The sequence below is a fragment of the Arcanobacterium bovis genome (genome assembly GCF_004331995.1).
In the GTDB taxonomy this organism is placed as follows: domain Bacteria; phylum Actinomycetota; class Actinomycetes; order Actinomycetales; family Actinomycetaceae; genus Arcanobacterium_A; species Arcanobacterium_A bovis.
The window spans coordinates 133566-154388 of record NZ_SJDT01000003.1 but is presented as its reverse complement, the minus strand read 5'-3'; the positions used below and the strand labels follow the sequence as shown (position 1 = coordinate 154388).

Genomic DNA, 20823 nt, shown 5'->3' with positions numbered 1-20823 from the left:
TCTAGCTTTCGTGTACACGCGCGACGAGGCGGGTGAGAACGTCGGGATCGGTGTCTTTAGGCACGCCGTGGCCAAGATTGAGGATGTGGGCATCGGCTTGCTTGCCGGCGCTAAGAACGGCATCGACGTGTGCATCGAGAATCTCAGCAGGACATGCCAGTAATGCAGGATCAATGTTGCCTTGTACTACGAGCGGGTTCGGACTGTTTGCTGCTCGTAGGCGCTTGATTGCTTCGGCGAGATCGGTTCGGTAGTCGATACCTACACAATTGGTATGGCGTGCGAATTCTTCGAGCATAGCTGCCGTTCCAAGCCCGAAGTGTATCGAAGGAACGCCGAAGTCATGCTTGAGTATTGATGCCGACGACGGTGCACAGAAACGTAGGTAGTCGCGTTTCGAGAGTGATCCTGCCCAAGAATCGAAAAGCTGGAATGCCTCGGCGCCGCCTTTTATCTGCGCTTTGAGAAATTCTATAGAGATTTTGGCGCACCAGTCGGCAAGCGCGAACCACGAGTGGGGGTCGGTGTGCATGAGGCTTCGGGCTGCGAGGTGATCGCGGGAGGGCTTTCCCTCAACAAGATACGCTGCTAGAGTGAATGGCGCTCCGGCGAAGGCAAGCACTGGCACGTTTAACTCGGCGCAGGCGAGTTCAGCTCCAGCGGCAACGGCGCTGGCATCACCAGGATCATGGGCGATCAGTTCGCGTATATCTGTGGCGCTTCGGTAAGCTTTGTCCATTACGGGTCCCACGCCGGGTTTGATTTCAACGCCTACTCCCGCAAGCTTGAGCGGGACAGTGATGTCGCTAAAATAAACTGCCGCATCTACACCGTGCCGACGCACCGGTTGGGCGGTAATTTCCGCCGCGAGTTCTGGGATTAAACAAGACTCTAGCATGCTCGTTCCGGCACGGACTTTTCGGTATTCTGGCAAGGATCGTCCGGCTTGGCGCATGAACCAAACAGGCGTAATCTCGGGTCGTTTTCCGGCGAGTGCTGAGAGAAAATTTGAAGTCACAAAACTATTGTCTCAGACATTCATTCCTAGCGGGTAATCTTTAGGGTGTAATCTAAAATTGAGATGTTCGGATATATCTGTTTGAATGGGGTGCTGTGGTAATCATTAGTGCATCGGTGCGGCATAACATACATGGACTTTCGCAAGTGGCGGAAGTTTCGCGCCGACTTGATGGAATATCGCGCCGCCTTCTCGAACATGACTCTATCGACGCAGCTATTGTGCTCACTACCTGCAATCGTGTGGATATTTATGCTGACAGTGCAAAGGGTGTGCCCGCAGCAGAAGCTGAATGTGCTATCGCGCGCGAACTCAATGCGCTCCCAAGTTTTTTGCATGGTAAGGCAGCGATCACACACATTTTCAGTGTGGCGGCCGGCTTAGATTCCATGGTGATAGGCGAGCGCGAGATCAGCGGACAATTGCGCAGAGCTCATCGCCAAGCTATCAATATGCACACCACGAATAGCGACTTATCGCGGGTAGTTGATAGTGCTTTGCGCATCTCCCGTAAAGTGGCTCATAGTACCGGCCTTGCGGGAACAGGGCGGTCAATTGTTTCACTAGCTTTGGACTGCGTGGCTGAGCGGTGGCAGGACGCTCCAAACGAAGCACGTGTTCTGTTGATCGGCACAGGTGCCTATGCTGGAGCCACGGTGTCGCAGCTACGCGGGCGGCAAATAGAACAAATCAGTGTGTATTCGCACTCTGGCCGCGCGCAATCTTTTGCCCAAGCCCATGAACTTGTAGCTGTGGACGAAGCAGATTTCGTATCGGCTCTCGCTCAGGCAGACATCGTTGTGGCATGCCGAGGGCTTGGCAATCCCATCATTACGGCTGAGCTGTTAGCACAGGTAATGCCGATGCGAGATACAGAGCTAATCATTTTGGATTTGGCTTTGCAAACGGACGTACAGAGCGACGTGGGCACAATGGCAGGAGTTCGCTTAGTAATTTTGGAGGATATCCAGCGTGTGGCTCCAGACGCGGCGCAATCTCACGTACACCGTGCGCAAAAGCTCATTAAACAAGGTGTTGATGATGTTATCGCGCAGATGGATTCACGTCGTATCGATCCGGTAGTGGTAGCCTTTCGTGAGCATATTACTGATTTATGCACCGGCGAAGTAGATCGTTTGCCTGCGAAAGAGACTTTCACCAAGGAAGAAGTAGCGCGTGCCTTAGGTCATTTTGCTTCGCGTATTGCTCACACACCGAGCGTATTGGCGCGTCAAGCAGCCGAAACAGGAAATGACTGGGAGTATGTGCGTGCCCTCCACTCCGTATTAGGTATCGATGTATCACAAGCTGCCCGCGAAGCCAATATTCGCCCGGCTCAACTATCATCGGGCGGCAAATGCCCGCTGTCGGCATTCTTGAATCGGGACGTCGATGTAAAAGGAAGCGGACACCATGAGCTTTGATGCCATCATGTTGTGCAGCTACGGCGGACCACGTGGGATGGAAGACGTTCTGCCATTCATGCGTAATGCCACCCGTGGGCGTGGAATACCGGATGAACGGCTGTTGCAAGTAAGTGAGCACTATAAACTTTTCGACGGCGTGAGCCCGATTAACGCCCGAAACGAAGAGTTGCGTGCTGCGATCGCCGAGCAAGTTGACGTGCCAGTGGTGATTGGCAATCGAAATTGGTCGCCGTATTTTGCACAGACTTTGACTGAGCTCGATCAGCGCGGCCTCCATCGGGTTTTATGTGTGTTTACCTCAGCTTTTGCGTCATATTCAGGGTGCAGGCAATATCGGGAAGATATCGCGGCTGCGGTTGCGCAGATCGGTGCGCAGGATCGTTTTCGATTAACAAAGATTCCGCCTTACTACGGATCAGAGGGTTTTTTAGCGGCGAACGTTTCGGCGGCGCTCGCGGCAATGGAGGACGACGACGTCGCTCACCTTCTGCTCGTGACTCACTCGATTCCGGTGGCTATGGACGAAAATTCGGGACCGGCATCGGCACACAAAACATACTTGGTGCAACACCAGGAACTTGGGGAAAAAATTTGCGCTGAATTGAGTGACAAGCTGTGCAGAAAGATAGCCGCTGATCTGGTGTTTTGCTCACGGTCAGGATCGCCGCATCAAAAATGGCTAGAACCGGATGTCAATGACCGGATTTCTGAATTGGCCAGCGCGGGAGTGCAATCGGTGGTGGTGCTGCCAATTGGCTTTATCACTGACCATATGGAGGTTGTTTACGACCTTGACACGGAGGCCCGCAAAACTGCCGCTGAACTGGGGATTCGATATCGGCGGGCTGCCACTGCTGGCACACATCCTGAGTTTGTGAAGTCGCTGGTTCAACTCATCAACGACGCTGCAGAGCAAGACAGGACGGCGCAGCGTGGTGAGCAGCAGGGCGGAGAGGTGTCGTGGCCTGCGCGCTGCGAGACGAGCTGCTGTTTGCCTTGCGATGGATACCAGTTGCGCCCAACCGAATTTGACCAAATATCAGCACCAGATCCACGAGAACGGAAGAATCATGTCTGATTTAGCTCACCCCAATGCTCACAAACCTGCTTATGTGCGAGATCCACGCGATGCGGCAGGAATCAACCCTGACGAAGTGAATGAAGCGAGTAATTTTTCTTTACAAGCAGTGTTTCGCACGGCAAAAGCCTTGCCGGCAGCAGAACTTGACGATTTTGTGTCGGATTTAGAAGCGGACTTGGAGCGTACCGGAGTAGAGATCCGCGGGTGGTACGACGTCGGCGGATTCCGAGCAGATGCTGATTTGATGGTATGGGCTTTGGCTGATTCTACTGAGAAATTGCAAAGTGCTTATCACGCGATTTTGCAATCGAATCTTGGGCGGATGTTGGAGCCAGTGTGGTCGGCGATGGCGGCACATATTGCGGCGGAGTTCAATCAGCGCCATTTACCAGCGTGTTTTGGTGGGGTAGTGCCTCGCCCTTATGTGGCGGTGTATCCGTTTAATCGTTCGTGGGATTGGTACTATCTTCCACCGGCGCGGCGCTCAGCGATGTTGCGTGAGCATGGCATGAATGGCCGCGATCATCTTGACGTGCAGATTTCTACGCTTGCCGCCTTTGCTTTAGGGGACTACGAATGGACGATTGCCCTTGAGGCTGATTCGATCGGCAGAATCATGAGTGTGCTGCGCAAACAGCGTGAGGCAGAGGCGCGACTTTACGTGCGTGACGATACGCCGTTCTTCACTGGGCCACGTGTGGAGCTACGAGAATGGGCTAATAGACAGCAAATGGATTGACTGGGGTACGCTTGTATCATTTGATACAGGTGGAAGGAATAAATTGGGCGAGATTTTACAGTCGTCTCCGCTACTCACAGTGTTTCTCGTGGTGTCGTTAGGTGCCGCATTGGGAATCATACCTTTTGGTCCGATAAAGCTCGGCGCTGCGGGTGCTCTCTTCGTGGGGCTCTTCGTCGGAAATATTGTGCCTGAGCTCGGCGGAAAGTTAGCGTTGGTACAATCGCTCGGTTTGGGGCTTTTCGTGTATACGGTAGGTCTTTCTGCCGGTCAGACCTTTTTCGCTGACTTACGTAAGCAGGCAAAGTTGATGCTCGGCTTGGTGTTTACGCTGGTGATCGGCGCGATAGCCACTATTGTCGGCGGTAAATTGCTTGGTCTTGCACCAGACATGGCCGTAGGTGTTTTTGCTGGCGCGCTTACAACCACACCTGCATTGGCTGCAGCCACCCAAGCTACACATTCAGGAGTGCCGGGCGTTGGGTACTCCTTGGGGTATCCAGTGGGTGTGATTGTAGCGATTATCGCTGTATCCATGGTTGTTTCGCGGCGTTGGGAAGGCAAAAACGATGTTGAGTCTTTTGCTGGAAAATCCCTGTTTGCGGGTACGGCGTTAGTAAAAGAGGGGATGTCGATTCGCTCAGTTCCTGGATGGAAAGAGCAGAAAATTCGAGTTTCCTATCTCGAGCGCGCTGATGTGACCCGTATCTTCGTGCCAGGTGAGGAGCTGCTCAAAGGTGATCGTATTGTAATCGTCGGAATGGAATCTGACGTTGAGGCGGCAGCTAGCGCAGTTGGTGAGTTAGTTGATGATCATTTGGCTGATTATCGGGCGAAGATAGATTTTCGATCGTTCGTTGTTTCGGCTAAAGAAGTGGCAAGTAAAACTGTTGCTGCCTTGAATGTTACTGGACGGTTTGGCGGCGTCATTACCCGTATCCATCGCGGCGACCTCGAATTGCTGGCACAAGACAACTCGGTTATCGAGCTTGGGGATCGTCTGATGGTTGCGTTCCCACGCGAGGAGTACGACGCCGTGGAGCGTTTCTTCGGTAACTCTGAGCGTCAGATTTCGCAGGTTGACGCCATTGCGATGGGACTTGGCATGGTGTTGGGCTTGCTGCTGGGGATGGTAGAGATTTCTCTGCCTAGTGGGTCAACTTTTAGTCTCGGAGCTGCTGCGGGGCCGCTTATCGTTGGCACAATTTTGGGAGCGCTTCAAAAAACTGGTCCGCTTATGTGGCAGATGCCGCAGGCAGCAAATCAGACGATTCGGCAGCTTGGATTGTTGCTCTTTTTGGCTGCTGTTGGGATTGCGTCTGGTCCGGCATTCGCAAAAACTGCTTTTACCGAAACTGGTTTGCTTGCTTTGATTTTAGCGTTTGTCATCGCTGTTATTGTATTGCTCTGCGCTGCGGTTGTAGGGAAGCTGCTAGGAGTATCGGCTCAGCGAACTGCTGGAGCGATGGCTGGGGTTCTGGGGCAACCTGCAGTACTGGCTTTTGCTGCCAGCAAAGAGCATGATGAACGGATCGAATCTGGTTATGCGGCCATTTTCGCTCTTGGCATTACGGTGAAGATTATCCTAGTTACGGTCATTGTTGCTTTTGCGTGATTTTTCTTTTTCGTTCTCTAGATCGCTGTGACCAGCGGTTTAATTCTGTTCATATTTGTGTGAACAATGGTGCAGATTGGTATAGATGTGACAGAAAAACGTGGCAAATTTGGCAACACACAGCATAAATTGGTGTTTAGCCTAGGTTTTCAGTTAGATTTCTAGGTAGCGACTCAAATCGAGTCCAAAGAAACATCGTTTATTCGAGAGGAAAGCAATGTCCCTCAATCGTACTGAGCTTATTGCAAAGATTGCCGCTAAGGCAGAGATCACCAAGGCAGATGCTGACAAGGCAATTTCGGCTCTCCAGTCCGTGCTTGTTGATTCCCTCGCAAAGGGTGAAGCAGTGAAGATCACTGGTCTTATGTCTGTTGAGCGCACCGAGCGTGCAGCTCGCAAGGGTCGTAACCCACGCACCGGCGAAGAAATCGAGATTCCTGCAGGCTACGGAGTTAAGATCTCTGCTGGCTCCACCTTGAAGAAGGCTGTTGCTAAGTGATTTTGCCGTTCAGGATTAATATTCACTGAACGTCAACATTGACTAACCAAAGTGTGGCTCCGATTGGATACCCAATCGGAGCCACACTTTCGTGTGCTAGACCTGATGCTCGCTTAATCTTGGTGTGGATCGAGCAACATCTGAATATATATCGAGATGTTGGTCAATCCACACCAACTTTTCGAAAAACGAGCAGTCCTTAATCACGATTCTTGCGACAAAATAAGACATTTCTCTTGAGTAAAGACAATTTGAAAGCCTAGAATTTTGAAAAGGCTCGCTTGAGTATTGGAGGAATCAATGGTGCGATATCGTCGTGTTCGAGATTTCGGAATCCTCATGACTTTTACTGGGATTTTGTTGCTGTTCTTTTCGATTCAAGGTTGGGCTACGCCGTGGAAAATCGCGGTGATTACTTTACTTCTCGGCATTGGAGTCCTCGGCTATGCCTATCTGTTCCTTAAAGCAAGAGCTTTCGACGATGAAATTGATGAATGACAGCGATTGTAGGGAGCTATTTACCCAAGTTGGTTTGCAAGTGCAGGACTGCTTTCCACGTAATACAAAGAATTCACGTAGAAGTACCGTTTTCCATATCAAACCGATCAACGACAACGTCTGGTGGATTCGGCTAAAGATTTTCCATTCATCTTCCAAAGTAGGTTTCTCTATCCGTTGCCGTTATAAGGTACATGGTGCAGGCTACACATGTGTTGTGAAGCTGTCTCACCGTGATGCTGGCAGCAAACAACACCCGGCTCTGGGTACACAGCAAGTAGCCGAACAATGCATGCGTGTATATGAAGAGCTAAATCATATTTTGTGGTGCATTGTGAACGAGCAGATCTATGTGCGCCGTGTAGACAAGAAGTTTTCTTTAGCTTTTCCAATGGCGCCTGGATCGGATAGCTTCGTTGTACAAACACGCACCTGGCGAAGCAAGTATGTCGATTTTTATCAGGATGCATTCGAAGTTGTTGAAAGCGATCCGATGGAGTTGGGTTTTGAGCGGATCCTATTATTCAATCCGACGGAGGAAGACGTAGACGCTGGATCTGAGGCTGATCGTGATAGGAGCGCCGCCACGTTCAAGAATGATGGTTTGCCCACGCCGCGGGAAGATCAAAAAAAGAAAGGATTTATTTTTGGCTCATATCGCCCAAAATCTTCAATCGCATTTGAAATTTTTTTGTTCTTTTGGCTGCTGTTGTGGATGGTCATCTTGAAACCTTTTGTTACCGAATTCTTTTCAATGTAGAACTTATCGTTCGTCAATGTGGGATTGACCGCTCGCACGCCAGATGAATTTTTCAGATCCCAAGCACTACACTTGAAGCATGAGTATTGACGATCCGTATTCCGCTCCGCAGAGTCCGTCGGCACCACAAGGACCAGACGCTGCACAATCGGCTGGCACCCAATTACTCGAACGCACAGAAGAGCAGCAAAGCCCGGGCGATAACGAGCGTTATGCCCATTACGTGCGCAAAGATCGGATCACTCAGTCAGCAGTAGAAGGAGGTCCCGTAGTCGCCCTGTGTGGCAAAGTGTGGACACCGATGCGAAATCCGGATCGTTTCCCCGTGTGTCCAACGTGTAAAGAGATTTACAAAAATCTCAATGGCGGCGGTTCAAATTCATGGCCTTTCGGTCCCGACGCTCCGGGCGGTAACCAGTGAGTGAGGCGGTAAAGCGCCACCACCAACCTCCACAATCAGTTTCAGTTTCCGCAGCCGAGAATCTCTCGCCGGCGTTCCCACAGCGTGCTGCGTGGGGAACTGCGGGACACTTGCGTGCGTGGCAGGCAGAAGCGCTCAATTTATATCTGGAGAACACTCCACGTGATTTCTTGGCAGTTGCAACGCCTGGAGCTGGTAAAACTACCTTTGCGCTCCGTATCGCAACCGAGTTGAAATCCCGAGGCTTAGTTTCGGAAATCACTGTGGTTTGCCCAACTGAACACCTGAAATATCAGTGGGCCGAAGCTGCTGCCCGAGTGGGATTGCAGCTCGATCCGGATTTTTCAAATGCGCAAAGTGGTTTAGGTTCCTCGTTTAACGGCGTATGTCTCACTTATGCGCAGGTTGCTCGCGCTCCTATGTTCCACCGTCATCGCAGCTCAGCCAATGCTACCCTGGTGATCCTCGACGAGGTTCATCACGGCGGTGATAATCTCTCGTGGGGGGACGCTATCCGGATCGCTTTTGATCCTGCCAAGCACCGCCTGTCGCTCACTGGTACGCCATTTCGTTCTGATACCGCGGCAATTCCGTTCGTTCAATACGAACCGGATGGCGACGGCGTCTTCCGCTCGCGCTCAGACTATTCCTACGGTTACGCGGATGCTTTGCGTGACGGCGTCGTACGCCCAGTGATGTTTATGTCGTATTCGGGGCAAATGCGCTGGAAGACGAAGCATGGCGACGTCGTTTCGGCCACGCTTGGTGAACCGCTCACCAAAGATATGACGGCTCAAGCTTGGCGCACCGCGCTTGATCCGGCAGGCGAGTGGATCCAGCAAGTGCTCGCAGCTGCCGACGAGCGTCTTAGCGTCGTGCGCCAGAGTGTTCCCGACGCTGGTGGGCTCGTGATTGCCACGGATCATAAGACGGCGCGGGCTTATGCACAGATTCTTGCAGCGGTATCGGGCGAGCAACCAGCAGTGATTCTTTCTGACGATCCAACAGCCTCGGACAGGATCGCCGAGTTCTCCCAAGGCACATCGCGCTGGATGGTTGCCGTACGCATGGTGTCCGAGGGGGTGGACGTACCGCGTCTTTGCGTGGGGGTTTATGCGACATCGACGGCGACACCGCTGTTCTTTGCGCAGGCTATCGGTCGTTTTGTGCGTGCGAGGAAACGTGGGGAGACGGCGTCGGTATTCTTGCCATCGGTTGAGAACCTGCTTGGGCTAGCCGGCGAACTCGAGGCTCAGCGAGATCATGCCTTACAGCGTGAAGAATCGGAAGAAGGTTGGGACGACGCCGCGCTTGAGCAGGCGCAACGCGAGGAACGTGCCTCAGATGAGCTAGAAGGCGTGGGCTTCCAGGCTCTTTCAGCTGATGCCACGTTCGATCGAGTGGTCTATGACGGATCAGATTTTGGCATGTGGGCAGAAGTTGGCTCAGATGAAGAAGCGGACTTTCTTGGAATCCCTGGGCTATTAGAGCCTGAGGAAGTGACGGAGCTGTTGCGATCTCGTCAGGCTTCACAAGCTAAGCAGGGCAAAGCGGATCCGGCAAGCAAACCGATGCTCGACTCGCGAAAGCGCAGGCAGAAGCGGCAAGAGCTCTCGAAATTGGTGTCTGCTTATGCATCTAAAACAGGACGCCCGCACGCCTTGATCCACACGGATCTGCGCAAGGCATGCGGCGGCCCCGAAGTTGCGCGCGCCTCGCTTGAGGAAGTCGAAGCACGAATTAGCAAACTGCAAAACTGGTTCGTAGGGCGCACATAAAGCAAGAACCAGCTTGATAAAGCCGAGAACCAGCTTGCCGATTGTTAACTGAGTGTATTTACGCTGTTATTGACGGCTGTCGGCGAAGAATACCTGGTGATGAACGCTTACACGCCGAGGCAGTAACGGGCTGTTAGTTGTAGTAACAACGCGTTGGTTGCAGCAACGAACCGTTAGTCGTCTCCTTCGAAAATATCAACCAGCTTGGTAGGAATTCCTGGCTCGCCTTCAGACAACCGCCAAGCCGCGTAGGGAAGTGCTGCTCGTGAATTGCGGTGCCGCTCGGCAGCGGCAGCGAGGGCTTTCGCCTCTACAAACTGCGGATCAACCTCACCGTTGTTCACAAACTGAACTTGCAACGGACGTGCGCCGTGCTGATCGAGATATGCATGACCCTGCTCCCAAGACTGCGCAGAAACAACGAGCTCACCAGTTGCACGCCCGGTTTCATCGTGTGTGCGCCCTGCTACTTTCAAACCGCCGATGGATTGCTTGGCACTGGATTTTTTGGCCACTTCGTGCATGTTGCCGTGTGAATCTTCGCGCGCTACGAGCTTGTACACCATTTGCGCAGTGGGGAATCCCGAGCCAGTCACAACTTTTGTTCCTACACCGTAGGAATCAACGGGTGCCGCGTTGAGCGCGGCGATGGCGTATTCGTCGAGGTCAGAGGTTACAGTGATCTTGGTGCTCGTGGCGCCGAGTTCATCTAATTGGGCACGCACTTGGAAGGCTTGTGCCACCAAATCGCCAGAATCGAGGCGTACAGCGCCCAATTCGCCACCGGCTGCGCGCGCTGCTTTCACGGCGCGTTCCACGCCCCGCGTTACGTCATATGTGTCTACCAATAGCGTGGTATTCGGACCCATGGTAGCAATCTGAGCTGCGAAGGCGTCGTCTTCCGAATCGTGAACCAGGGTGAAAGAATGCGCCGAGGTACCAATCGTGCGTATGCCGTAGGATCTGCCGGCCTCCAGATTTGACGTTCCAGTGAAACCTCCAACCACGCAGGCGCGAGCAGCAGCGACGGCCGCCATTTCGTGGGTACGCCGGGATCCCATTTCAAGACACGGACGGTCGTGAGCAGCGATAGTGATACGTGAAGCAGCAGTTGCTACAGCTGAATCGAAGTTCAAAATCGATAGGAGCACGGTTTCGAGCAGCACACATTCGGCGAAAGTGCCCGTCACAGTCATTACTGGCGAATGCGGAAAGTAGCATTCGCCTTCTGGATAGCCGTAGATATTGCCCGTGAACTGGTAGTTTTCTAGCCATGCAAGGGTTTCGTCCGACACTATGTGCGTCTCGCGCAGATAGTCGATTTCTTCTGCGGTGAAGCGAAAGTTTTGTACAGCTTGGAGTGCGCGCGCAGTACCAGCCACCACGCCGTATCGGCGATTGCCGGGAAGACGGCGTCCAAACAGCTCAAACACTGACTTTCTGTTCGCCATGCCCGATTTGAGGGCAGAGTCAATCATCGTCAGTTCGTACATATCAGTGAGCAGCGCAGTGCTCATGTAAGAAGAATTCATAGTTTAACGTTAGCTGTGTGAGCAGATATTAGCCACATAAAATAGGTGAACGCCACAGAAACGTAGAATCACGTGGCATATTGCAGGTGTTGTTTTAGAATTTGAGAGTGTTTAGTTCATTCGCGTATGGAAATAATAATCATGAGGTACTGGTGAATAACCAGGAGCCTGAAACCATCGTGAGTGGCGACGTACGTGCCGATGTAGAGAACAGCGCGTTATCGGCGTCGGGATGGGTGACTGTGATTCACAACGATCCCGTCAATCTCATGAGCTACGTGCAATGGGTATTTGAATCCTATTTCGGTATGAGCCCTGAAATAGCCCGAAAGAAGATGTTGCAAGTTCACCACCGTGGACGCAGCGTTGTTGCTGCTGGCGGCCGTGAACAGATGGAAAAAGACGCCCAGGCAATGCACGGTTTTGGTTTGTGGGCAACGATTGAACCGGAGATCAGCGCACCATGATGGCATTTCAAATTATTCGAGGTGGCTATTTAGCGCGCGCGAGTGAAGACGAACGGCAAATGCTCGGTGGTCTGGCTCGTGACCTCGTGTTTATGCTCGGTTCCGATATGGAGCACGAGATTGAAAAGCGCAGTCGTGATCTCAATGATGACGACGATATTTTCGCTGCGTTCGAAGACGAGCTAAATGGCATTGCCGATATGGTGGAGGCCGAATTTGCCCAGCAAGACGACGCCGATTCCTCACTGTTTTTTGACGATGCCCTTTCGCGTTTGCTTCCTGATATGAGTGAAGATCCTGAGTTGGCTCGTGAACTGCGCGCATTAACAGAAGAGTCGGTGAGCAGGCTCAAAATCGATCATCTCACCACGTTTTACCTCGGTATCTCTAAGGAACCAGAGAACAACGACATCGTTGTCGTGAAGAATGATGACGCCGTGGCCTGGATGGCGGCTTTGAACGATATTCGCCTGGTGCTCGCTTCCCGGCTGGGAATTTTTGATGAAGAATCTGGCGATTCCGTTTATGAGCGGGCAACGCTGTTTACTACGCAGCGAGAAACTGCGCCGGAGGATCTGCCAGAAATCGAGACGCCAGAGGACATGATGACGGTGCTCTATGCCATGATCTCGTGGTGGCAAGATTCACTGGTACTTTCGGTTCGGAATAAAGCTTTGCGCGGTTAGAGTAACACTATGCACGATGCACCCATTGGTATTTTTGATTCTGGAGTTGGCGGGCTTACGGTTGCCCGTGCAATTATCGACCAGTTACCCCATGAATCGATCTCTTATATTGGGGATACAAAATATGCGCCTTATGGTCCACGCCCGCTCGCACAAGTGCGCGAGTTGGCTTTGGACGTGATGGATCAGCTCGTCGAATCTGGAGTGAAGATGCTGGTGATTGCGTGTAATACGGCGTCGTCTGCGGTGTTGCGCGATGCCCGTGAGCGCTATACCTATTCTCGAGGTATTCCGGTTGTGGAGGTTATTCAACCTGCTGTGCGGCGTGCAGTGCGTTCTACGCGCAATAAGCGCATTGGCGTGATCGGCACGCAAGCAACGATTTCTTCACGCGCATACGAGGATTCGTTTGCAGCCGCGCCTGATCTTGAACTTACGATGGCTGCCTGCCCGAGATTCGTTGAATTCGTGGAAAAAGGTATTACTAGCGGCTCGGAACTTCTCGATGTTGCGCGCGAATACTTGGAGCCAGTAAAAGCGGCACAGGTGGACACTCTCGTTCTTGGTTGCACACACTATCCGCTGCTTACGGGCGTTATTTCCTATGTGATGGGCGACGGCGTGACCTTAGTTTCGTCCGCAGAAGAGACTGCGAAAGACGTGTATCGCCAGCTGGTGGCCAATGATCTCACTCGTGACAATAACGCTCCGACTCCTTGCCATAGCTTTTCGACGACGGGCGACACCCAGTACTTTGAGGTGCTCGCCAAGCGTTTTCTCGGGCCAGAGGTGAGTGCTGTGCACGGAGTACACATACACGACGACGTTAACGACGTCGGCTCGGTTGGTAGCATTACAGGCACCGGAGGCGAAAAATGAAGCTGACGATTGTGGGCTGTTCTGGGTCAATGTCTGGTAAACGCTCGGCGGCGTCGTCGTATTTGATCCAAGCGAAAGAGCACACCAGCGAAGCTGAACGTGATTCGGCTCGCACGTGGTCGGTGGTATTGGACTTCGGTCCGGGAGCGATGGGGCAGCTGCTCAACTACCTTGATCCGGCCATGCTTGACTCAATTATCGCTTCGCATCTGCATGCTGATCATTTCGCCGATATCGTAGGTATGCAAGTGTATCGGCGTTGGTATCCTGAGGGAGCTTTAGCTCGGATTCCGGTTTATACACCGGGCGATGGCGCGGCTCGCACCCGCGGAATTTCAGATGATCCAGCTGATGAAGATTATGCTTCGGAGTTTGATTTTGTGCGAGTTCAGGCCGGATCAACTGTGGAGATCGGCCCGATGAAGATTGAGTTTTTCCAAGCGTTGCACACAATTCCGGCTTTGAGTATCAGAATTACTGGTCCTTCGGACGCTCGGCCAGGAGAGGACGTTGTATTTACCTATTCTGGTGATACTGATACTTGTGACGGCGTTATTGCCGCAGCTGCTGGAGCTGATCTTTTCTTGTGTGAGGCGGCTTTTGAAGAGAGCCGCGATACTGTGCGTGGCGTGCATATGACTGGCCTGCGTGCTGGTGAAGTCGCTCAGGCTGCGCAAGCTCAGAAGCTTTTGCTTACGCATCTGCAACCGTGGACGTGCCCGGAGAAAACGACGTCGGACGCACAGCGTGTATTCGACGGCGAGGTACATGTGGTTCAAGCAGGTGAAGAATACATCTTCTGATCGCGGTAGTCTTGTATCATGACTACTTTTACACGAGCAGATGGACGCGCACACGATGAACTGCGCCCGGTAAAGATTACCCGCAATTACCTCGCTCAGGGCGAGGGATCCGTATTGGTGGAGTTTGGCAACACAAAGGTACTGTGTGTGGCTTCGTTTACCGCGGGAGTGCCGCGGTGGCGCAAAGATTCCGGTCTCGGATGGGTAACGGGCGAATACGCCATGCTACCGCGAGCTACGGATACGCGAAATCAGCGTGAATCAGTGAAGGGTAAGGTCAGCGGGCGCACTCAAGAAATTTCGCGTCTGCTTGGGCGTTCATTGCGGGCAGTTGTTGATATGGCTGCCTTGGGCGAAAATACGATCGTGCTCGATTGCGATGTTTTGCAAGCTGATGGTGGTACGCGCACGGCGTCAATCACGGGTGCTTATGTTGCGCTCGCCGATGCTATTGCCTGGGGGATTGAGCAAGGTCTCGTTACTGCGCGGGAAGGAAAGCCTGTGCTTCGAGATTCCGTGAGTGCCATTTCGGTAGGAATCATTGACGGGCATCCGTGCCTTGATCTGCCGTATGAAGAAGATTCGCGCGCCGAGACTGATATGAATGTGGTGATGACTGGATCGGGTAAGTTCATCGAGGTACAGGGCACTGCCGAAGGTGAGGCTTTTGACCGCGACGAGCTGAATATTCTTTTGGATTTAGCTGCTCATGGCAATTCTTTGCTTGCCGAGCGTCAGCGAGCGGCTCTTGGTGGATGATTGTGGATTGCGTGTGACGAATAAAATGCGCAATTGCCACAATGATTGCTTGATGAATGAGGAAAAATGACTACAAAGCTTGTGCTTGCCACTCGTAATGAACACAAGGTAGAGGAGTTGCGACAGATCCTCAAGGCTCAGATTCCGAGTCTTGATGTGGCTGAGATCCAATCGGCGCGTTCTTCCGATCTGCCAGAGCCAGTTGAAGATGCGGTAACTTTTGCTGGAAATGCACTCATTAAGGCGAGGCAAATAGTGGCTCATACTGGGATTGCTGCGGTAGCTGACGATTCGGGTATTTGTGTGGATGTGCTCGGTGGGGCACCTGGTATTTTCTCCGCGCGTTGGAGTGGGAGACATGGCGACGACACCGCCAACCTCGACCTTTTGCTCGCTCAGTTAGCTGATGTGCCGAGCGAGCATCGCGGAGCGAACTTTACTTGTGCTGCTGCATTAGTGCTGCCCGATGGGCGTGAGTTTGTAAAAATCGGACAGGTGTTTGGCGCTTTGCGGTTTGAGCGCGCTGGATGCGGAGGATTTGGATATGATCCAATCTTCCAAGCTGAGGGTATGGATGTGACGCTCGCAGAACTTGATGCGGAGCAAAAGAATCAGATCTCGCACCGTAATAATGCGTTTTCGCAAATTGCCCCACTGGTAGCGGAGCTAATAAAAGACTGAAGGTATATAACCCTGCACATAATGAGCACATTGTGCTAGAAGCAAGTCAGATGAGCGAGAGCCCGGCGCAAGATGCGCGCCTGGCTCTCGCTCATCTCGGCTTGTAACTCTGGAGTTGCAACTTCGCCCGGTGTGAACCAAGAAAATTCCAAGGCGTCGTTTTGTGGGGTGCAGTCGCCGTTCATCGGAATCACATACGCCAACGACACTGCATGTTGGCGAGGATCGTATAGAGCATCGCCAGGGGTGGGGAAGTATTCTCCAACAGTAAAAGGCACGATTGACGTGGGAAGCTGAGGCAAGGCCATCAAACCCAAATCTTTATCGATATGCCTCACCAGCGCATCGCGGATGGACTCGTGGTACAAAACGCGACCGCTAACAAGGGAACGGGAGAGAACGTCGTCGTTCATGCATAGGATTAATCCAATTGCTTCGATGTGACCGTCTTCGTTCAGCCGAACTGGAACGATGTCTACATAGAGCATTGGCACCTTGTTGCGCACAAACTCGAGCTCTTCAGGCGAGAGCCAGGGTTCCATATCTCCTGGAGCGATTTCGTTCATAATTCGATTGTGCCAGTAACGATGCCGTGAGAGGTAGATTCCCGCTGATATTTGGCAGCTAGTGAACGGAAGTGCGTTTTTGTGAATTTGGTGTGCTAATTCTATGGGCGCTATGGCAGAGTGAATATGTGAAGAAATATTTGGTGCCTTTGCTTGGCGTTTGCGTGGCGTTTTCGGCAATTATGCTCGTTTTGGGTGTTATTACCGTTGTGAGAGCAGGGCTTGAACCGGCGTCGGTTGGAGTGTCGATTATGGGCTTGGCAGCTTTTGGTGTCACGCTCTTTGGCGCACGAACCGGGCGGCCGATGCTTTGCGCTGCTGGTGCGCTCGCGATGGGACTCGTGGTGCCGACGTCGTTCGGGATCATTCCGATGATCGCTGGATTTATTATTTTTGTGCTGGTTATTAGCTTGCAGCTTTATATAACAACATTCACTGAGTAGTTAAGGAGAATACGATGCCTCAATTGACAGTCGGGGACAAGGCGCCTGATTTTACGCTTCCGACGCTTGACGGCGGTCACGTCACGTTGAGCGAAGCTCTCAAGGCGGCCGACGCCGGTGTGATCGTTTACTTTTATCCGCGGGCGATGACTCCAGGTTGCACCAAGCAGGCCTGTGACTTCCGCGATTCAGAGAGCTCACTGGCGAGTGCGGGATATAGCGTTATTGGTATTTCGCCTGATAAAATCGAGTCTTTGCAGAAATTTACCGATAAAGAATCGCTGAATTTCCCACTCGCTTCTGACGCTGATAAGGAAGTGATGGAGGCATGGGGAGCCTATGGTGAAAAGAAGAACTATGGCAAGCTTGTCCGTGGTGTGATTCGTTCCACTGTGGTGATCGGTAAGGACGGTACTGTGAAACTCGCGCAGTACAACGTTAAAGCTACCGGGCACGTTGCGAGGCTCCGTAAAGAGCTCGGGATTGATAAATAGCAACACATCAGTTGTCCGGTTTTTGCATATTGCGATTTTATCGCTACACTTAACGGTGTTCGATTCTTAGGTTGGAACAGTGTTGGCAGTGCTGACCTTGGATCATATGCCGCGCGCGAGTGGCGAAATTGGCAGACGCGCTAGATTTAGGTTCTAGTGTCTTAGGACGTGAGGGTTCAAGTCCCTCCTCGCGCACCAGTTAGAATGGCTTGATAGAGCCAAAAGGTCAGGCGGGCAAAATCCCAGTGACACCAAACGTGACATAAGCGTTCCATCTTGTCATCGTATGTTGGTGCAGCTGGATCTCCCCAAAATTTGTGCGTTACGAACGGTGCATCATCCAGCAATATTAGGCACTTTATCAAGAATCGCTAGGATTTTGGCGCGCAGAGGGCGTGCCAGCTCGGTGAGCTCCTGCTGTGCTTGGATATATTGTGCTTTACCCGCGGAAGTTTCAATCTGGATTGGGGCCAAACCGAGCGTTGAACAATCATATGGCGAAGCGGCCATATCAATCGTGCGTGCCCGTAACGCTAGGTCGTAGCTTTCGATTAAAAGCTCGCCAGGAATAAGCGGCCCAAGCTGGATACAGGCGCGCAACAAGTCCATACTCACGTGGATGCATCCGGGCTGCTCGAATTCCAAAACTGAATCGTAGGTTGGTTTAACCGTGTTGAGCTCTACAGCTGCTGGACTAAAAAACTGATAAGCGTCAAAATGCGTGCAGCGAATGTGTGCTTGCTCCACGAGCGTATTTGTCGTCTCAGTGCCGAGACGCAAAGGGAGCGGGTGCCGCAGAGTGTCGATTTTGTACGCCATAGCCCGTTCGTGCCAGCCCAAACATCCAAAGACTGGCTGAGTATCTTGCACTTTTCTCAGCAATGTGCGCAGAAAACTGATCCCGTGCGCTCTGTGCTGCGTGAACGCTTCGAGGTCAAGGTAACAGTACGTTTCGTCGTCGGAATGGCAAAACCAGCGCGATTGTACGATTTTGCTCCAGTATGCGCGTGCATCTGAAAGCGACGACGCCGGACGCTGGAGCGCTACTGCACCGTCGTCGTCAATACCCGGATACCACGTATGGAAACGACCGGGGCGAAGCGGATAGTAGTTCCACAAAAAGTCCTCTAAGGGATTCTTTTCGCCGCGCTTGCGACGCGCGATGTGGTCCGCAGTTCGGGCGCGGCTCTGCTCATCATGGTGTAACCAGCGGGGCATCCATTCGTCGGGAGATAAAATATTCACATGGACATTGTGGCATACGTGCACTTGTGGTTTAGGCTTGAAACATGAAAATTGCGCGACTCTCATTAGAACAAGGCCCACGTTTTGCTGTTATTGAGGAACCAGCTCAGCGCTACCACGTGATTGCTGGCGATCCTCTCTACTCAGGAATTGAACAGACAGGGCAGATTTTTAACAGCGACGAAGTGCGCCTGGTGGCACCGATGCTTCCGCGTTCAAAGGTGGTGGGGAGTATCGGAAGCTTCGAGGAAAACATGGCGACGCCGTCGTCGGCAGGATTCTACCTCAAGCCGAATACGGCCGTTGTGGGTGCAGACGTCCCGGTGGTACTGCCTCAGTGGGTAACCCAGGTGACCAGCGCTCCTAACCTCGCTGTGATTATCTCGCGTCCGTGCCGTGATGTTCCGGCGGAACGTGCGAAGGAAGTAATTTTCGGTTACACACTTGTTAATGCGGTGTCGGCACCCGAATTTACATCACATTCGCCGGCTCAGGCCTTCGGTTTTGACACATCGTGTCCGCTTGGCCCGATTATCGATACGAATTTGGCCGCGGGAGAATACGAAGTGATTTCGGAGATCAACGACGCCGTCACGCGCGCCACGATCTCGGTAGACTTCGATAAAGTGGTTGCGTATGTGGCGAAAGTTTCCGAGGTCTTCAGTTTGCTTCCGGGGGACGTTGTGCTGCTAGGAGACGCTATGGAGCCGCTGACGATTTCCGCTGGAGACGACGTCGTCGTGACTATCGGCGATATGGGGGATTTGCGCAATCCGGTGGTCGCTTCGTAGTAAAGTTTCGGCGTCGCAACCGAACCGCCGCCTCGCAATTGACGTGATCGATTGACCAGACATACCAAAATAGGAGCTCGCTCCCAAATAGGAGTAAACTAAAAGCGATGAATACTGTAGCTTTGACGGGCGAAAACGTCCGCGTTCGATTTTGTCCTTCGCCAACCGGAACTCCCCACGTAGGGATGGTGCGTACCTGCCTTTTCAACTGGGCATATGCGCGTCACACTGGTGGCACATTCGTTTTCCGTATTGAAGATACCGATGCGGCACGTGACTCACAGGAGTCCTACCACCAGATTATCGACTCTTTGCGCTGGTTGGGCTTGGACTGGGACGAGGGCGCTGAACTTGGTGGTCCACACGAGCCATATCGACAGTCGCAACGCATGGATATCTACCGCGATGTAGCAGCTAAATTGCTCGAAGCGGGCTATGCTTATGAGTCTTTCTCCACACCGGAGGAAGTGGAGGAGCGTCACCGCGCAAAGGGTGAGGATCCTAAGCTCGGCTATGACGGCTTCGATCGTGACCTCACTCAGGAACAGAAGGACGCTTATCGCGCCGAAGGGCGTGAACCTGTGCTTCGCATCCGTATGCCTGACGAGGACATCACCTTCACCGATCTCGTGCGTGGAGATATCACGTTTAAGGCAGGATCGGTGCCTGATTATGTGATCGTGCGAGCCAATGGCGATCCGCTTTACACTCTTACCAATCCGGTTGACGACGCTTTGATGGAGATCAACCATGTGCTGCGTGGTGAGGATTTGCTTTCCTCGACACCGCGTCAAATCGTGTTGTATCGTGCGTTGCTCGATCTCGGCATTGCAAAGCAAATGCCGCTTTTCGGACACTTGCCTTATGTGATGGGTGAGGGAAACAAGAAGCTCTCAAAGCGCGATCCTGAGTCTAATCTGCTGCTACACCGTGATCGTGGCATGATTCCTGAGGGTTTGATTAACTATTTGGCGCTGTTGGGCTGGTCTATTTCTCCTGATAACGACATCTTCTCCCGCGAAGAAATGGCACAGGCGTTTGACGTGACCGATGTTAATCCGAATCCGGCTCGTTTTGACGATAAGAAATGTATCGCAATTAACGCTGAGCATATTCGCCGGTTGGACGTCCTTGACCTGCGTGATCGCCTCGTTCCGTTCTTGCATCGCGAGGGTCTAGTAGCTGCTGAGCGTTACGAGGATCTCGACGCCGAAGCCCAGCGTTTGCTTGACGGTGCGGCTCCATTGGTGCAAACTCGCATCCAGCTTTTGGGTGAAGCTCCGGCGCTCATGGCGTTCTTGTTCAAGTCCGCAGATGAGTTGGAATACGACGAAAAGGCTGTTGCGAAGTTGAAAGACACCACTGCTGCTGTGCTGGATAAAGCTGCCGAAATCTTTGCGAACGTAGAAGATTTCACCGCTGAGGCTATCAAGGAAGCATTTGACGCTGAAGTTGTGCAGGGTATGGAAGTAAAACCACGCTTTGCATACGCACCGCTTTTTGTGGCGATGACTGGAACAAATGTGTCGCTTCCGGTGATTGACTCAATTGCTTTGCTTGGCAAAGAAGAAGCTGTGAAGCGCATTCGACGCTTCAGGGAAGATCTTTCTGCGTGAGTACGCTCACGTAGCCTGTGGTTTG

At 52.5% G+C, this 20823-nt stretch carries 23 protein-coding genes and 1 tRNA gene; 20 read left to right on the top strand and 4 right to left on the bottom strand.

Going from position 1 to position 20823, the window contains the following annotated elements:
* Position 1: 1 nt before the first annotated feature.
* Positions 2–1018, bottom strand: coding sequence for a uroporphyrinogen decarboxylase (gene hemE, locus EZJ44_RS04520; protein ID WP_131280652.1), 1017 nt, complete (start codon positions 1016–1018; stop codon positions 2–4).
* A 95-nt stretch (positions 1019–1113) separates the two neighbouring features.
* Between hemE and EZJ44_RS04515 the strand changes: the two genes are divergently transcribed.
* From EZJ44_RS04515 to EZJ44_RS04475, 9 genes are all read left to right on the top strand, one after another.
* Positions 1114–2442, top strand: coding sequence for a glutamyl-tRNA reductase (locus EZJ44_RS04515; protein WP_165496110.1), 1329 nt, complete (start codon positions 1114–1116; stop codon positions 2440–2442).
* On the top strand, positions 2432–3523 hold the full coding sequence (locus EZJ44_RS04510; RefSeq protein ID WP_131280647.1) for a ferrochelatase: 1092 nt from the start codon (positions 2432–2434) through the stop codon (positions 3521–3523). Before EZJ44_RS04515 ends, EZJ44_RS04510 begins: the two co-directional genes overlap by 11 nt.
* On the top strand, positions 3516–4265 hold the full coding sequence (gene hemQ / locus EZJ44_RS04505; protein WP_131280645.1) for a hydrogen peroxide-dependent heme synthase: 750 nt from the start codon (positions 3516–3518) through the stop codon (positions 4263–4265). Before EZJ44_RS04510 ends, hemQ begins: the two co-directional genes overlap by 8 nt.
* A gap of 43 nt (positions 4266–4308) precedes the next feature.
* Entirely contained in the window at positions 4309–5880 is a 1572-nt protein-coding gene (locus EZJ44_RS04500) for an aspartate:alanine exchanger family transporter (RefSeq protein WP_131280643.1), read from the top strand.
* A gap of 217 nt (positions 5881–6097) precedes the next feature.
* Positions 6098–6379, top strand: a complete 282-nt coding sequence (locus EZJ44_RS04495; protein ID WP_131280641.1) for an HU family DNA-binding protein — start codon at positions 6098–6100, stop codon at positions 6377–6379.
* A 303-nt stretch (positions 6380–6682) separates the two neighbouring features.
* Positions 6683–6877 carry a hypothetical protein gene (locus EZJ44_RS04490; protein WP_131280639.1) on the top strand — a complete coding sequence of 65 codons (195 nt, stop codon included), beginning with the start codon at positions 6683–6685 and terminating at the stop codon, positions 6875–6877.
* Positions 6870–7637 (top strand): hypothetical protein, encoded by a 768-nt coding sequence (locus EZJ44_RS04485; RefSeq protein ID WP_131280636.1) that lies wholly within the window; start codon positions 6870–6872, stop codon positions 7635–7637. The genes EZJ44_RS04490 and EZJ44_RS04485 overlap by 8 nt, the downstream gene beginning before the upstream one ends.
* 79 nt (positions 7638–7716) lie before the next feature.
* Positions 7717–8058: a DUF3039 domain-containing protein gene (locus tag EZJ44_RS04480; RefSeq protein WP_131280634.1), complete on the top strand. Its 342-nt coding sequence runs from the start codon at positions 7717–7719 to the stop codon at positions 8056–8058.
* Complete coding sequence (locus EZJ44_RS04475; RefSeq protein WP_131280632.1) at positions 8055–9836, top strand: DEAD/DEAH box helicase; 1782 nt, start codon at positions 8055–8057, stop codon at positions 9834–9836. Before EZJ44_RS04480 ends, EZJ44_RS04475 begins: the two co-directional genes overlap by 4 nt.
* A gap of 173 nt (positions 9837–10009) precedes the next feature.
* Here EZJ44_RS04475 and EZJ44_RS04470 read toward each other — a convergent pair whose 3' ends face one another.
* A complete protein-coding gene (locus EZJ44_RS04470) occupies positions 10010–11368 on the bottom strand; it encodes a nicotinate phosphoribosyltransferase (RefSeq protein WP_131280629.1) in 1359 nt (452 codons plus the stop codon).
* 176 nt (positions 11369–11544) lie between these two features.
* On the opposite strand from EZJ44_RS04470, the gene clpS reads away from it, so the two are divergent.
* From clpS to rdgB, 6 genes are all read left to right on the top strand, one after another.
* On the top strand, positions 11545–11835 hold the full coding sequence (gene clpS / locus EZJ44_RS08830; protein WP_241658604.1) for an ATP-dependent Clp protease adapter ClpS: 291 nt from the start codon (positions 11545–11547) through the stop codon (positions 11833–11835).
* Positions 11832–12521 carry a DUF2017 family protein gene (locus EZJ44_RS04460; RefSeq protein WP_131280626.1) on the top strand — a complete coding sequence of 230 codons (690 nt, stop codon included), beginning with the start codon at positions 11832–11834 and terminating at the stop codon, positions 12519–12521. Before clpS ends, EZJ44_RS04460 begins: the two co-directional genes overlap by 4 nt.
* Before the next feature lie 9 nt (positions 12522–12530).
* Entirely contained in the window at positions 12531–13400 is an 870-nt protein-coding gene (gene murI, locus EZJ44_RS04455; protein ID WP_131280624.1) for a glutamate racemase, read from the top strand.
* Positions 13397–14203 (top strand): MBL fold metallo-hydrolase, encoded by an 807-nt coding sequence (locus EZJ44_RS04450; protein ID WP_131280622.1) that lies wholly within the window; start codon positions 13397–13399, stop codon positions 14201–14203. The genes murI and EZJ44_RS04450 overlap by 4 nt, the downstream gene beginning before the upstream one ends.
* 18 nt (positions 14204–14221) lie before the next feature.
* Positions 14222–14962 (top strand): ribonuclease PH, encoded by a 741-nt coding sequence (gene rph / locus EZJ44_RS04445; protein ID WP_131280620.1) that lies wholly within the window; start codon positions 14222–14224, stop codon positions 14960–14962.
* A gap of 66 nt (positions 14963–15028) precedes the next feature.
* Positions 15029–15643: an RdgB/HAM1 family non-canonical purine NTP pyrophosphatase gene (gene rdgB / locus EZJ44_RS04440; RefSeq protein ID WP_131280618.1), complete on the top strand. Its 615-nt coding sequence runs from the start codon at positions 15029–15031 to the stop codon at positions 15641–15643.
* A 35-nt stretch (positions 15644–15678) separates the two neighbouring features.
* On the opposite strand, the gene EZJ44_RS04435 is transcribed toward rdgB, so the two are convergent.
* Entirely contained in the window at positions 15679–16209 is a 531-nt protein-coding gene (locus EZJ44_RS04435; protein WP_131280615.1) for a DUF4916 domain-containing protein, read from the bottom strand.
* A gap of 128 nt (positions 16210–16337) precedes the next feature.
* Here EZJ44_RS04435 and EZJ44_RS04430 point away from each other — a divergent pair, with 128 nt between their 5' ends.
* The 3 genes from EZJ44_RS04430 (at position 16338) to EZJ44_RS04420 (ending at position 17344) form a co-directional block, all read left to right on the top strand.
* Positions 16338–16652 (top strand): hypothetical protein, encoded by a 315-nt coding sequence (locus tag EZJ44_RS04430; RefSeq protein ID WP_131280613.1) that lies wholly within the window; start codon positions 16338–16340, stop codon positions 16650–16652.
* Positions 16653–16666: 14 nt separating this feature from the next.
* Positions 16667–17146 carry a thioredoxin-dependent thiol peroxidase gene (bcp, locus tag EZJ44_RS04425; RefSeq protein ID WP_131280611.1) on the top strand — a complete coding sequence of 160 codons (480 nt, stop codon included), beginning with the start codon at positions 16667–16669 and terminating at the stop codon, positions 17144–17146.
* Positions 17147–17259: 113 nt separating this feature from the next.
* Positions 17260–17344: transfer RNA gene (locus EZJ44_RS04420), tRNA-Leu, on the top strand.
* 138 nt (positions 17345–17482) lie between these two features.
* On the opposite strand, the gene EZJ44_RS04415 is transcribed toward EZJ44_RS04420, so the two are convergent.
* On the bottom strand, positions 17483–18391 hold the full coding sequence (locus EZJ44_RS04415) for a 3-methyladenine DNA glycosylase (RefSeq protein ID WP_131280609.1): 909 nt from the start codon (positions 18389–18391) through the stop codon (positions 17483–17485).
* A gap of 44 nt (positions 18392–18435) precedes the next feature.
* On the opposite strand from EZJ44_RS04415, the gene EZJ44_RS04410 reads away from it, so the two are divergent.
* Positions 18436–19182 (top strand): fumarylacetoacetate hydrolase family protein, encoded by a 747-nt coding sequence (locus EZJ44_RS04410; protein WP_131280607.1) that lies wholly within the window; start codon positions 18436–18438, stop codon positions 19180–19182.
* A gap of 107 nt (positions 19183–19289) precedes the next feature.
* Positions 19290–20798: a glutamate--tRNA ligase gene (gene gltX / locus EZJ44_RS04405; protein ID WP_131280605.1), complete on the top strand. Its 1509-nt coding sequence runs from the start codon at positions 19290–19292 to the stop codon at positions 20796–20798.
* The last annotated feature ends 25 nt before the right edge of the window (positions 20799–20823 follow it).

Bases quoted from the DNA above. Each gene is read 5' to 3' on its own strand.
- EZJ44_RS04510 (WP_131280647.1), top strand. From the start codon at position 2,432: ATGAGCTTTGATGCCATCATGTTGTGCAGCTACGGCGGACCACGTGGG.
- hemQ (WP_131280645.1), top strand. From the start codon at position 3,516: ATGTCTGATTTAGCTCACCCCAATGCTCACAAACCTGCTTATGTGCGA.
- EZJ44_RS04495 (WP_131280641.1), top strand. From the start codon at position 6,098: ATGTCCCTCAATCGTACTGAGCTTATTGCAAAGATTGCCGCTAAGGCA.
- EZJ44_RS04485 (WP_131280636.1), top strand. From the start codon at position 6,870: ATGAATGACAGCGATTGTAGGGAGCTATTTACCCAAGTTGGTTTGCAA.
- EZJ44_RS04480 (WP_131280634.1), top strand. From the start codon at position 7,717: ATGAGTATTGACGATCCGTATTCCGCTCCGCAGAGTCCGTCGGCACCA.
- EZJ44_RS04470 (WP_131280629.1), bottom strand. From the start codon at position 11,368: ATGAATTCTTCTTACATGAGCACTGCGCTGCTCACTGATATGTACGAA.
- EZJ44_RS04460 (WP_131280626.1), top strand. From the start codon at position 11,832: ATGATGGCATTTCAAATTATTCGAGGTGGCTATTTAGCGCGCGCGAGT.
- murI (WP_131280624.1), top strand. From the start codon at position 12,531: ATGCACGATGCACCCATTGGTATTTTTGATTCTGGAGTTGGCGGGCTT.
- EZJ44_RS04450 (WP_131280622.1), top strand. From the start codon at position 13,397: ATGAAGCTGACGATTGTGGGCTGTTCTGGGTCAATGTCTGGTAAACGC.
- rph (WP_131280620.1), top strand. From the start codon at position 14,222: ATGACTACTTTTACACGAGCAGATGGACGCGCACACGATGAACTGCGC.
- rdgB (WP_131280618.1), top strand. From the start codon at position 15,029: ATGACTACAAAGCTTGTGCTTGCCACTCGTAATGAACACAAGGTAGAG.
- EZJ44_RS04435 (WP_131280615.1), bottom strand. From the start codon at position 16,209: ATGAACGAAATCGCTCCAGGAGATATGGAACCCTGGCTCTCGCCTGAA.
- bcp (WP_131280611.1), top strand. From the start codon at position 16,667: ATGCCTCAATTGACAGTCGGGGACAAGGCGCCTGATTTTACGCTTCCG.
- EZJ44_RS04410 (WP_131280607.1), top strand. From the start codon at position 18,436: ATGAAAATTGCGCGACTCTCATTAGAACAAGGCCCACGTTTTGCTGTT.
- gltX (WP_131280605.1), top strand. From the start codon at position 19,290: ATGAATACTGTAGCTTTGACGGGCGAAAACGTCCGCGTTCGATTTTGT.